Below are 12,527 nucleotides of genomic sequence, written 5' to 3'. Positions count from 1 at the left end.
ACCAACGGTACGGATGGGGCAAGTGCCTACGAAATTGCCGTAGCGGACGGATACACCGGTACGGAATCGGATTGGCTATTGAGCCTACAGGGTGCGGATGGTATTGATGGGACCACGGCAATAGTCCAAAATTTAGATAGTCCCACTACAACCACTACCCTTAGCACATCTGCCTTGGCATCTTACTTACAGATAGAAATTTTAAGCCAATCAAGTGTATTCAGCACCAGTGACCTTTTAGGTTCCAGTGCCTTAGAATTAAGTCTTGTAGCACATACCTTTAACCCGGTAATAAGTAATGTATCGGGAGCTAGATACGTAGGTGAAATTCAATGGGAAATTTTGGAAACCTTGGGAATTTTCAAGAATAGATTTGCCATTTACGTCAATGGAAACCGTGTTACCCCAATTTTAAATATTTGGCCAAACGTAATCAACCTTACCTCTGCCCCTACCAGTAGATTTTTTGAATACACTAGTAATGGCAATGATGTCATAGAATTAAGAATAGCAAGAGCTGTTGCCGCCATTGGTGTAACACAAGTACTAAATGCCCAGCTAAAACTAAAAAGAGCATTATAATTATTTAACAGACAGCTTAGCAAATTATGCAAAAGAATACACATTTTTATTTAATGATATGGGCCGTGATGACAACATTTGTCATTCAAGCACAACAAATACATAACACCGGGAATATACAAATACATGCCAACAGCCAAGTAGGTATATTCAATTCTATTGTTAATGAAGGATCATTTCAAAGTAATGAAGGGTTAGTAGGTTTTTATGGAACTTCTGGTTTTAACGTAGCTGGATCCAATGAGCTGAATCTATATGATATTGAAATTGCCAATGAAGAACGTATTGTCCTGAACACCCCTATTGCCGTAAAAAGTAACGCCAATTTCATTGTTGGGGATATAGAGACAAGTAAAGTTATAGACCAAAATTATTTGCAATTTGGTGAAAGTGCCTTTTACAATGGGTCCAGTAATTTTTCCAAAGTAAATGGTTTTGTGAAAACACACGTAGAAACTAGTTTTATATTTCCTGTTGGTGATGACGTATTGTTAAGACCTATGTCGGTTGTTACTACCGGATCGCCATCAACTTATACAGGTTGCTATATCTTTGATAATGCAACTTTGTATAACCCGTTTAATACTGATAACGAGGTAATAGCGATCAACACCAATGAATTTTGGTTGTTAAAAGGTGATAACAATACATCGGTAACGTTGCAATGGAACGATCGTAGCGCATTGGAAACCATAGCTGAAAAAAGTGCCGATATTTGCATCGTAGGGTTCGAAATAACCACTTCAACATGGCGAAATCTGGGTAGCATAAATAGTGTTGGTGACTTGGATAATGGTTTTGTCACCTCGCAAACATTTATACCCAATGAATATGCCGCTTTAACATTTGGTGTCATTAAAACTGAAGGACAACCTCAAAACGAACTTTCCATGAAAGGATATCATTATTTGGTAAGTCCAAATGGGGATGGAATCAACGATACATTCATCATTGATGAATTGGCAGAATATGAAAATAATGAACTTCAAATTTATGACAGAAATGGTCTGTTAGTGTATAAAGCTCAAAATTATACTGACGAATTTGATGGTTTTACAGGAACCAATATAAGCGCTATCAGTAGAAATAAAGGATTGCCCCAAGGTATTTATTTTTACATTGCCAATGTTAATGGTGGTGAATTCTCTATACAAGGCTTTTTATATATAGACCGATAAATAAGTATACCGTAATCTAACTTTCCAAAAGATATAAGCAAAGTTTGATTTTCCAGTATGGTATTTGCTCTTCAAAGAATTCAAAATAATCCCTTAGGCCCTTAGCTTCGGTTAATTCTGTTTTGGCGGTTTCCACTTTGGAAATTTCATCGGCACTTACAAACTGATTTAAATCAAGTTCCTCACCTTCTGCATGCTTTTTCATTAAATGTCCGTAGATAGTATTTTCAGATAGGTTTCTAGCGGTGGCAATTTCAGCGATCGTCAAACCGTCATTGAATAGTTCAAAGGTGTGGTCGTGGGTTTTCCGTTTGGTCCTTTTTGTCCCAAGATGTTTACTAATTTCCTCTATGAATACATCGGCATATTTATCCAATTTGGCCTGCCCTACCCCGGTTACCTCCATAAATTCAGTAGTAGTGGTGGGCAATTTGGCTTCCATATCCTTTAAACTGGCATCACCAAATACAATATAGGCCGGTACGTTCTGTTCTACGGCAATTTGTTGACGTAAGACCCGTAATTTATCGAACAGATCCGTCCGTTTAGAAATGGGCTTGTCAACTACTTTTTTCTTATCGGAAGCTTTTTGTAATACGGCTAGTTCTATTTTTTTGCCCATGAACAATACCTCTTTTGCCAAAGGGGTCAATCCCAGTCTTGCACCCTCCCTAAAATTTATGAACAACACCCCTTGGTTCAACAACTGTATTACGTATTGCTGTAGGTCTAGCCAAGATATATTTTTGACCGCACCATAGGTTTTTATATGTTGATATCCCTTTTCCAAAACCTGTGCATTCTGCGCACCACGTAAAACATCAATGACCAAACCCATAGGTTCCCTTTCTTTTAACCGTGCAACAGCGGAACAAACTTTTTGAGCCAATTGGGTAGCATCAAAATACGCCGGAGGTGATGTACAGATATCACAATTTCCACAACCTTTGGTAACTTGTTCCCCAAAATAATTCAATAATGCTATACGCCTACAACTTAAAGCTTCCGCAAATTGTTGCATACGTTCTAACTTGGCATATTCAACATCTGCATTCTCACTTTGTGTTATAAATCTGCGTAATTGTGCTACATCGGCAAAACTATAAAATAATAAGGCATGTGCCGGGAGTCCGTCACGGCCACCACGACCAATTTCTTGATAATACCCCTCTATATTCTTTGGTAGATTATAGTGAATAACCCAACGCACATTACTTTTGTCTATTCCCATACCAAAAGCAATTGTGGCCGCAATAATAGGAACCTTGTCCGTTATAAATTCCTCTTGTACCAAGGAACGTTCCTCAGACGACATACCGGCGTGATATGCCTTGGCCTTATGACCGGCATTACGCAATTTCTCTGCAATGGACTCGGTACTTTTTCTACTTAAACAATAGATAATTCCGCTTTCAAACGGATGCTCGTCCAGAAATTGCAGGATATGTTTTATACGGTCTTGGGCCGGTTTCACCTCCAAATATAGGTTTGGTCTGTTGAACGAAGCTAAATGGCGCTGTGCATTTGGCATTCTCAATTGATCAACGATATCGTCTTGGGTGGTCTTATCGGCCGTTGCGGTAAGTGCCATGATCGGAATATTTGGGAATCTTTTCTTTAAACTTCCCAGTTGGGTATAGGCCGGTCTAAAATCATGTCCCCAAGACGAAATACAATGTGCCTCGTCAACGGCAAACAAGCTAATTTTAAGCTGTTCCAAAATTCCATTTAGGAACCCCAAACTTTCTGGAGCAACATAAAATAGTTTCAATTGCCCTTTCTCTAATTGCTGAAGAATTTCCTGTTGTGTTTCCTGGGATTGTGAGCTATTGTAATATGCAGCTGCTATTCCGTTGGCTTTTAACACATCTACTTGATCTTTCATCAAAGCTATTAGCGGTGAAATCACAATTGCAGTTCCTTCTAAAGCCAAAGCGGTCATCTGATAACAAAGCGACTTACCACCACCTGTAGGCATAATAGCCAATACATCTTCTTTGTTCAAGGCATCTTTAATAATGGCCAACTGATTTGGCTTAAATGCATCGTAACCGAAATGATTTTTTAATAATGGGAGTAAATCTTGCTCTGTAGTTATCATGTAATGCAAAAATAAGAAGTTTAATTACCATAATAGTCTTCGACTGTACATAGACTGACATCATATTGAAATCTAAACTTTAAGTAGTGAAAAGTTTATTTAACAATAATCAATATTTGATACGGTCCCCTTTTATAAAATGGCAATATATCATCCTGAGCGCAGTCGAAGGACTTTGGAACACGAATCTGAATTATATTTAGAATGTGTAAAATTTCTACATTCCGATAATATTTGAATCATATCAAAATCTTCATTTATCTATGCAATTTTTTTAGCCCGCGTCCATACCTTAATTCTTTTTTCAGATAATATTGCTTGGATAACATCAGTAAAATTTAAAGAATAAACGAGTTTTACAGGTCTCCTCTTAAAAGTATAACAACTACGAAAGTATCCCATCTCCTGATAAACCAATAGATGTTCTATATTACTAGAAATACCGATGTAAAAAGAATCATCTGAACAATGTAAAATTTACACTACATAAGTATTCATAGATGTTTTAATTAAAACATTCTAACAAATATTGGGTATTCGACTGCGCTCAGACTGACAAGCATTTTCGCAAGTAACTTGTTATCAAATTAATGTTCAAAATTTGACAAAGATTCATTTGATAAAAATTTTGAAGCCCCAATAAAACAACTTGTTAAAATATCATCCTGAGCGCAGTTGAAAAAATTAAAAGTGTAATTACTTCCCCAACATCAACAACTCATTACATCTAATCTCAGTGATATATCTCTTTTCTCCTTCCTTGGTTTCATAGGAGCGATGGGTAAGTTTACCTTCTATGGCCACCTGTTTTCCCTTTGTTAAATAATTTTCCACGATTTCTGCCGTCTTACCCCAAGCAACAATATTATGCCATTGGGTGTCTTCTACCTTCTCACCTTGGGCATTCTTATAATTTTCTGTAGTGGCTATCGAGAATTTTGCCAATTTACTTCCGCCTTCCATATTAACGATTTCCGGGTCTTGCCCTAAATTACCAATCAACTGTACTTTGTTTTTTAATGCGTTCATTTTACTAAATTTTAATGGTTAAACAGTTTATACTATCAAGTCTCCTTGACCCGACACTGCAAACCTAGTTCAGCCTAAAAAGATTAATCGGTAATTAAACGTTTACTATCGTTTGTATTCGTTTACAGTCGTTTAAAAACAGATATTATACTGTTATACTGATGATTACACATAAATATTTATTTATAAAATATGGCCATTAAGTGGAAATAATTAAGAAACACTACGTTTTTCAACTAGTTCTAAGTTAAAATCAAGAGCCGATTTTACGGAAGGACCACCAATTCATATCCCTAGTCAATTCAAACCCTAATTTTTCATAAAGCGGAATGGCCAAATTACCCTTATTAGTATGTAATATTGGTTTCTTATTTACCTTTAATATTTGGTTTGTGGTATATGCTATCAACTGTTTTGCAAGACCTTTTCTGGTATAATCTGGATGTGTGACCACTGCACTGATCTCAATGAATAGATCGGTTTGAAGACGCTGTCCGGTTACGGCCACCAATTTTCCTTCTTTAAAAATGCCATAGTAGTTGCCCATTTCAAAAGTTCTTCTTCTATAATAACCTGGCATAACCAACCAAATTAAATTATAGATTTCATCCATATGTTCCCTGCCCAATAAAATAATATCTTCGGAAATCTTTATTTCTGGAAGTTGATTAAGCACCATTTGACAACCCTCTATTTTTTTCTCCAGAACAATTTTAGATTCATCAATTATGGGCGTTTTATTCTCGGAAACGAAGAAGAAACTATCCGTAGATTCCACATAATGTCTTGAAGCTCCCAATGTATGTGCCTCATCAAAAAAAGAGCCGAACGTACATACTTCTTGATCATAAAATTGAACCCCCTCATACGCAATAAGATACTTATTATGGGTTTCATTTAACGAATACCATACCGGGTTTTTAAGTTGATCTTCCAGATTGGACATGTAAAACAATGATTGATTATAATTAGTAAGACGTTCTATTTTAATTTAAACTTCCCCTTCCAAATTCATTAACTTTTGAAACTCCTCTACGAACAAACCAACTTCATACCCATCCATTAATGCATGGTGCACATGTATGGATATAGGCATTGACCTATCCTCACCTTCACCGGTCATCTTACCAAATGAAATTTTTGGACAACTATCCTCAAATTTAAAATGCCTGGCATGGGAAACGGATGTAAAATCTAACCAGGGCATACTGGAGCAATGAATAACGTTTAATCCACATTGGGGCAGTTCTAATCCTTTTGAATGGGCCACCTTGTCAATTTCAGTTGTTGCCCGCTCTTTAAAATCATAAAAAGATTCTTGATATGGCATATAGGAAAAACCAAAGGTGCCATCGGTTCTGGCAATAGTAGGTGAAGCATGCACATCATCATATTGGAAAACCTTACCCTCCTCAATTCTATATTTAAAAGGTTGTATTTTATTGGCTGCTTTCAATGTCCTATGCAAATAGATCAGGAAAAAGGAATTCCCGGTGTTTTTGGCATACTCATATGCCTTAGCACAATTAACCCTCACGGTAACGCCAAAAAAAGGTTCATCGAACTGGGAAAAGAAATTAAAATGTCCTGCCCTGTTCCATTCTTCAATATTCAGCTCCTTCTTCATTATATCCTTTAATTCAACGTTTACATTTAAGAGGTTAAATATACAACGTACCCGTTTTAATATAAAATGGAATATGGTCTATGGGTGTTTGCGTATAATTATTAACAATTAGGTAATTACATATTCCCTGTAAGATGCATTTTTTTCCTACCTTAAAACTTCTAAAATATTGAACAAACCTATTGTTCATTAACATAAATCAATAACAATGAATGAAAACCAACCAAAAGACCCCTGCATAACCGAAATCATCGTTGCAAACAATGGTCCGCTAAAAATCAAAGGAAATCTAGAAATACAATTGGCCTCGGGTGAAATTGTAACTAAGGAAGGTACTACCGGATTCTGCCGTTGCGGTGTTTCTAAAATCAAGCCTTTTTGTGATGGATCACATAGAAATATAGAATTTATCGGATAAACAATACAACCTTACCAACCCATGGAATTAGCCATACATAATTGGATGCGTGCAGAATCGTTAGAGCACACACTCAATAGGATCAACAAATTAGATTATACGCATATAGAAATACAGGGTGCACCAGAAAGTTATGACACCCAAAAGGCAAAGTTGCAGTTAGACCTCTACGGCATACAATGTTGGGGCTCGGTTACACTTATGTTAGAACAGCGCAATTTACTGGCAAAAGACCCCGCGCAACGTAAAATGTCTATACAATACGTAAAAGATGTTGCCAAAATGGTATATGAATTGGGCGGTAAAGTCATTTCATTGGTACCGGCAACTGTAGGCAAAATTGTACCCGATGCCAGACCTGAAGAGGAATGGAAATGGGCGGTAGAAGGCATTAAAGAAATTTACAAATATACCGAAGACCATGGTTTACAAATAGGGATAGAGCCCATTAACCGTTTTGAGACCTATTTTATCAACAGAGGCGAACAGGCATTGGCGCTTGCGGAAGCTGTTGGTCCTAATTGCGGAGTTTGCCTAGATACATTTCATATGAATTTAGAGGAGGTCAATATGTTCGATACCATTAAAAAAGTAGGCAAGCGTTTGGTGAATTTTCATGTTGCCGATAATAATAGAATGGCACCGGGCATGGGGCATCTCAATTGGACCAAAATCATAAATACGTTAAAAGAGATTGAATATGACAAGGTGCTATCTGTAGAATTTTGTTCCCCGTTAGATAGAACACCTGCCAATCCGTATCCGAATTCCATAGAAACAAATCCAGAGGGACTCACTGCAGAACAAAAGAAATTCTTGGAAGATCACGGTAGTTCTGCCGTCACCGATGAGTTTTACACCATGCTGACCAAAAAATCTATAGACACCCTAAAAGAGCTTATTAAATGAAAATCACCAATATAGAAGCGTTTTGGTTACGCTGTCCAATACCCAAAGAAAAGCAACATTTTTCCGATTATGGTCTATTGACAAATTTTGATATGACCTTGGTAGTGGTAACGACCGATACTGGGTTACAAGGTTTTGGCGAAGCAAAAGCCGCTGTAGGTTCTTCTGGGTCTTGTGCCTCTATTGTTAGCTGCATAGAAAATGAACTAAAACCACAATTAATAGGTAAGGATGCCCGAAATATCTCCCGTATTTGGGAACACGTATACAACGGCACACGAGATCATTATTCCCTATCAAGAGGTCGTAAATTTCCCATTTTAGGAAGAAGGGGATTGACCATTTCTGCCATGAGCGGAATAGACACCGCGCTGTGGGACATTAAAGGAAAGGCTTTAAAAGCTCCTGTGGTAGAATTGTTGGGTGGTAGCTGTCGCGATAAAATGCCAGCATACGCCAGTGGTGGTTGGGCAAAAGCCGATGCTATTGGCGAACAACTGTTGGGGTATACCCAAAAAGGGTTTAGCGGTGTAAAAATGCGTGTGGGTATTATGGATCAAACTGTAGCCGAAAGTATTAAACGTGTAAAGGCAGCCCGTGAAGCCTTGCCCGATCACATAAAGTTAATGACCGATGCCCATGGTACTTTTAGCGTACCCGAAGCCAAGCAGTTTACAAAGGGTGTAGAAGACTGCAACTTATACTGGTTTGAAGAACCTATTAGTCCAGATAATAAAATAGGTACTGCGGAAGTTCGCGCCAATACCTTTATACCCATTGCTGCTGGTGAAAGCGAGTACACCGCTTTTGATGTTCGAGATTTAATAGCTGAACGTGCGTTAGATGTGTTACAACCAGATTGCGCCATAATTGGCGGTATTACAGAAGCCATGCGGGTTTCACAATTGGCACATACCTATCAACTGGAATTGGCACCGCATTGTTGGGGATCAGCATTTTCCTTTATGGCGGGACTTTCGGTGGCATTCGCCTCCCCTTCTGCCAATGTAATAGAGTTTTCGTTGGGCGGCAACCCTATGATGTATGATTTGGTAGAGGAACAAATTACGGTGGATAATGAAGGTATGCTCAATGCACCCACCAAACCCGGACTCGGTTTAACCCCTAATTGGGATTTTGTAAAGGACTTTAAACAATAAATTATGGCAAAGGCAGTACATATTAATCACGTTGCATTAGTGGTAAGCAACTTAGAAGAAGCTTGTAAATTTTACGAGGAAGAACTCGGTTTGGAAGCCATACCCGCATTCTTATTTGATTATCCTACGGCATTTTTTAAATTCAACGAGGAGCAACAATTGCATTTAACCGAGTGGGAAGATGCGTATTCGTTTAGAGGTCACATCTGTGTTCAGGTAGATGACATCAATACACTATTCTTTAGAATGAAAGAGCTTGGTGTCATTGACATAAAACCGTGGGGCAATGTACGTCAACTGCCGGACGGCGCCATACAAATGTTTGTTCGTGACCCATCGGGGAATTTGGTAGAACTATCTTCCGTTCCCGGTGATTATATAGACCCAAAGATTTTTGAAGACGAGTTGTTCAAAGAAGGAATATATGTATCGGGCAGAAATGATTTCCGTGGATACAAATCCAAAGACGCCACGCTTTACCATAAATCAGATGAATAGAAAAAATATTCTTTTACTGGAAACGGTTGCCGAAGATGCCATGAATATGTTGGAAAATGCTTCGGACATGAATATTTTGACAGGGTTTGATGAAGCATCGCTAAAGCATCAGATAGAAAACAATGCTATTGATGCCATCATTACACGAGGGAAAGGTCTGGTACGTGATTCGTTCATGGAACAGTTGCCCAATTTAAAAGTAATATCCCGTTGTGGTGTTGGTTTGGACAATATTGATGTATCAAGTGCCACAAAACGAGGAATTAAAGTGGTGAACGCCCCAAATTCCAATGCCGACACCATTGCAGAACACACTATTGCCCTGTTATTAATGCTTCAGCGAAATTTGTACAATGCCGTTACCATGGTCAAAGAAAATAGATGGGGAGACCGGGGAACATATGTTGGCGATGAAACCAATAGCAAAACTTTGGGGATTATCGGTATGGGAAATATTGGAAAAAAAGTAGCACATATCGCCAAGGCTTTAGGCATGAATGTCATTTATTGGAGCTCAAAAAAAGAAGATGTACCCTTCTCATTTGTAGAATTTAAACAGCTTTTAACCACTTCAGACGCAATTAGCTTACATCTGCCCTTGACCTCTAAAACAGAAAAACTAATTGATTCCGCTGCCTTTTCATTAATGAAAACCAATGCGTTGTTGATCAATACCGCCAGAGGAGGAATCATAGATCAAAAGGAGTTGTTCAAGTCCCTGCAAAGTCATAGCATAGCAGGTTTCGCCGCCGATGTTCTGGCAGAAGAACCACCAGTAGAAAATGATCCATTACTTCAATTAAAAAATGTATTGATTACCGCACATTTAGGCAGCCTAACCAAAACCACGTATACTAAAATGTGTACAATGACGGTTCAAAATACCTTGGCAATTTTACGTAGTGAAGCTCCAATGAAAAATTGTGTTTTCAATAAAAAAGAACTGGACAACAACTAAAGCATGATTTTATGAGAAACAGTGAGCCTATAATTGTCACTCAGCTTTTTAACACTTCAATTGAGCAGGTATGGGAAGCATTGACACATGTGGAATACATGCGAAAATGGTACTTTACTGTTATTCCGGACTTTAAGCCAGAAGTTGGTTTCACCACCAGTTTTCTCATTACCAACGAAGGAAGAAATTTTACCCACAACTGGGAAGTGATAGCAGTAACACGACCATCCAAAATAAGTTATCGTTGGACGTTTGATGAATACCCCGGAGAAAGCATCAGTACTTTTGAGTTGTCCAAAAATGAACTAGGCACCCTTCTTACCCTTACTGGTGAAGTTATTAAAGATTTCCCGACCGATATTCCTGAATTTAAAAAAGAAAGTGGCAAAGCGGGTTGGGAGTATTTAATTCAGGAAAGTCTTGTCCAATTTTTAAAATCCCATAAATTTTAACAGCGGGCTATCGCCCTTAAATGAGTACCTTAGTTCAAAGAACTAAACTAACTTGAACATGAAAAAAGTACTACTCATTGGGGCATATTTTCTATGCTCCACATTTGCAATTTCACAAACGGTAGAAGATATGGTCAATGCCATAGAGAAAGAAGGCATTGAAAATTCTCAACTAGAACAATTGGCTTACGAATTAATGGACCTCAACGGTCCAAGATTAGTAGGTACGCCAGAAATGAAAAGTGCCCATGATTGGGCGGTAAACACCTACAAAAAATGGGGGATTTCTGCAGAAAACCAGCAATGGGGAACCTGGAAAGGATGGCAAAGAGGTATTACCCATGTAGATATGGTTTCACCTCGTGTAGCATCATTACATGCAACACAATTGGCATGGAACCCAAGTACTAGCTCTAAAGGTGTTACGGCTTCATTAATTACACTGCCAAGTTTTACAGATTCATTGTCCTTTGTAAAATGGCTACCTAACGTAAAAGGAAAAATAGTAATGGTGAGCATGTTGCAACCTACTGGCAGACCAGATGAAAACTGGGAAGAATACGCAACCAAAGCATCTTTTGAAAAAATGAAGAGCGAGCGCGATTCATTGGAGAAAATCTGGAGACAGAATATTAATAATACCGGCTATACCAGTAGAAACATCAATGCAGCATTTGAAAAAGCGGGTGCGGTAGGTATTGCACAATCAAGATGGTCCGAGGGTTTTGGTGCCAATAAAATTTTTAGTGCAGGCACTGAAAAAATTCCTGCTGTTGATATTTCATTAGAAGATTACGGAATGCTATATAGGATGGTAGAGCACGGTGCGGATACCAAAATTAAAATAGTGGCAGAGTCCAAAGACTTAGGCGTTGTACCAACATTTAATACCATAGCCACCATACCCGGCACAGAGTTCCCTGATGAATATGTGATTCTTTCCGCTCATTTTGATTCATGGGACGGCGGTACAGGTGCAACCGATAATGGTACAGGTACCATTACCATGCTAGAAGCAGCACGTATTCTGAAAAAAGTATATCCAAACCCAAAAAGGACCATTCTTGTAGGGCATTGGGGCAGTGAGGAACAAGGTTTAAACGGTTCTAGCTCATTTGTTGAGGATCACCCAGAGATTGTTGCCGGTGTACAAGCTTTATTCAATCAAGATAATGGTACGGGCCGTGTGGTTCGTTTATCCGGGCAAGGATTTCTTCATGCATATGATTATTTAGGGCGATGGTTAGAAGCCGTACCGGAAACCTACAAAAACGAAATAGAAACTACATTCCCCGGTTCGCCCGGTCGTGGTGGATCAGATTATGCATCTTTCGTAGCGGCAGGTGCCCCTGCGTTTTCGCTAAGCTCGTTGAGCTGGGATTATTGGAACTATACTTGGCACACCAATTTGGACACCTACGATAAAATTGTTTTTGACGATGTACGCAACAACGCCATATTAACTGCTATTCTTACCTATATGGCATGCGAAGACCCAGAAAAAACATCTCGTGAAAAAGCTGTTTTGGGCATTAACCCAAGATCTGGCAAACAAGGAGAATGGCCAACACCAAGAACGCCACAACGTAAAGGCGGACAAGATTAACGGTACCAT

The 12,527-nt window shown here is 38.6% G+C and carries 14 protein-coding genes; 9 read left to right on the top strand and 5 right to left on the bottom strand.

Annotated features, from left to right (window positions below):
• On the top strand, positions 1-582 hold a 582-nt coding region (locus tag CHB68_RS01415), incomplete at its 5' end, for a hypothetical protein (RefSeq protein WP_218822471.1).
• A gap of 26 nt (positions 583-608) precedes the next feature.
• Positions 609-1,760, top strand: a complete 1,152-nt coding sequence (locus CHB68_RS01410) for a gliding motility-associated C-terminal domain-containing protein (protein WP_089258835.1) — start codon at positions 609-611, stop codon at positions 1,758-1,760.
• 16 nt (positions 1,761-1,776) lie between these two features.
• Here CHB68_RS01410 and recQ read toward each other — a convergent pair whose 3' ends face one another.
• The 5 genes from recQ to CHB68_RS01385 all read right to left on the bottom strand — a co-directional run bounded on the left by recQ (position 1,777) and on the right by CHB68_RS01385 (position 6,517).
• On the bottom strand, positions 1,777-3,861 hold the full coding sequence (gene recQ, locus CHB68_RS01405) for a DNA helicase RecQ (protein WP_089258833.1): 2,085 nt from the start codon (positions 3,859-3,861) through the stop codon (positions 1,777-1,779).
• A 261-nt stretch (positions 3,862-4,122) separates the two neighbouring features.
• On the bottom strand, positions 4,123-4,338 hold the full coding sequence (locus tag CHB68_RS18850; RefSeq protein ID WP_394339885.1) for a GIY-YIG nuclease family protein: 216 nt from the start codon (positions 4,336-4,338) through the stop codon (positions 4,123-4,125).
• Between the two features lie 219 nt (positions 4,339-4,557).
• The gene (locus CHB68_RS01395; RefSeq protein ID WP_089258831.1) at positions 4,558-4,890 is read right to left on the bottom strand and encodes a single-stranded DNA-binding protein; all 333 of its coding nucleotides are present in this window, start codon (positions 4,888-4,890) and stop codon (positions 4,558-4,560) included.
• A gap of 253 nt (positions 4,891-5,143) precedes the next feature.
• A complete protein-coding gene (locus tag CHB68_RS01390) occupies positions 5,144-5,836 on the bottom strand; it encodes a GNAT family N-acetyltransferase (RefSeq protein ID WP_089258829.1) in 693 nt (230 codons plus the stop codon).
• Between the two features lie 45 nt (positions 5,837-5,881).
• Positions 5,882-6,517: a CatA-like O-acetyltransferase gene (locus CHB68_RS01385; RefSeq protein WP_089258827.1), complete on the bottom strand. Its 636-nt coding sequence runs from the start codon at positions 6,515-6,517 to the stop codon at positions 5,882-5,884.
• Positions 6,518-6,725: 208 nt separating this feature from the next.
• Between CHB68_RS01385 and CHB68_RS01380 the strand changes: the two genes are divergently transcribed.
• Genes CHB68_RS01380 through CHB68_RS01350 form a run of 7 tightly spaced genes read left to right on the top strand, consistent with a single transcriptional unit; the run spans position 6,726 to position 12,518 of the window.
• Positions 6,726-6,935 (top strand): CDGSH iron-sulfur domain-containing protein, encoded by a 210-nt coding sequence (locus CHB68_RS01380; protein ID WP_089258825.1) that lies wholly within the window; start codon positions 6,726-6,728, stop codon positions 6,933-6,935.
• A 21-nt stretch (positions 6,936-6,956) separates the two neighbouring features.
• Entirely contained in the window at positions 6,957-7,844 is an 888-nt protein-coding gene (locus CHB68_RS01375; protein ID WP_089258823.1) for a sugar phosphate isomerase/epimerase family protein, read from the top strand.
• Positions 7,841-9,004, top strand: a complete 1,164-nt coding sequence (locus tag CHB68_RS01370; protein ID WP_089258821.1) for a mandelate racemase/muconate lactonizing enzyme family protein — start codon at positions 7,841-7,843, stop codon at positions 9,002-9,004. Before CHB68_RS01375 ends, CHB68_RS01370 begins: the two co-directional genes overlap by 4 nt.
• Positions 9,005-9,007: 3 nt before the next feature.
• Entirely contained in the window at positions 9,008-9,502 is a 495-nt protein-coding gene (locus CHB68_RS01365) for a VOC family protein (RefSeq protein WP_058104161.1), read from the top strand.
• On the top strand, positions 9,495-10,460 hold the full coding sequence (locus CHB68_RS01360; protein ID WP_089258819.1) for a 2-hydroxyacid dehydrogenase: 966 nt from the start codon (positions 9,495-9,497) through the stop codon (positions 10,458-10,460). Before CHB68_RS01365 ends, CHB68_RS01360 begins: the two co-directional genes overlap by 8 nt.
• 11 nt (positions 10,461-10,471) lie before the next feature.
• On the top strand, positions 10,472-10,912 hold the full coding sequence (locus CHB68_RS01355; protein WP_089258817.1) for an SRPBCC family protein: 441 nt from the start codon (positions 10,472-10,474) through the stop codon (positions 10,910-10,912).
• A 58-nt stretch (positions 10,913-10,970) separates the two neighbouring features.
• Positions 10,971-12,518 carry a M20/M25/M40 family metallo-hydrolase gene (locus tag CHB68_RS01350; RefSeq protein ID WP_089258815.1) on the top strand — a complete coding sequence of 516 codons (1,548 nt, stop codon included), beginning with the start codon at positions 10,971-10,973 and terminating at the stop codon, positions 12,516-12,518.
• The last annotated feature ends 9 nt before the right edge of the window (positions 12,519-12,527 follow it).

This window comes from Maribacter sedimenticola, assembly GCF_900188415.1.
Classification (GTDB): Bacteria; Bacteroidota; Bacteroidia; order Flavobacteriales; family Flavobacteriaceae; genus Maribacter; species Maribacter sedimenticola.
This window is presented reverse-complemented; position numbering and strand designations above follow the sequence as displayed.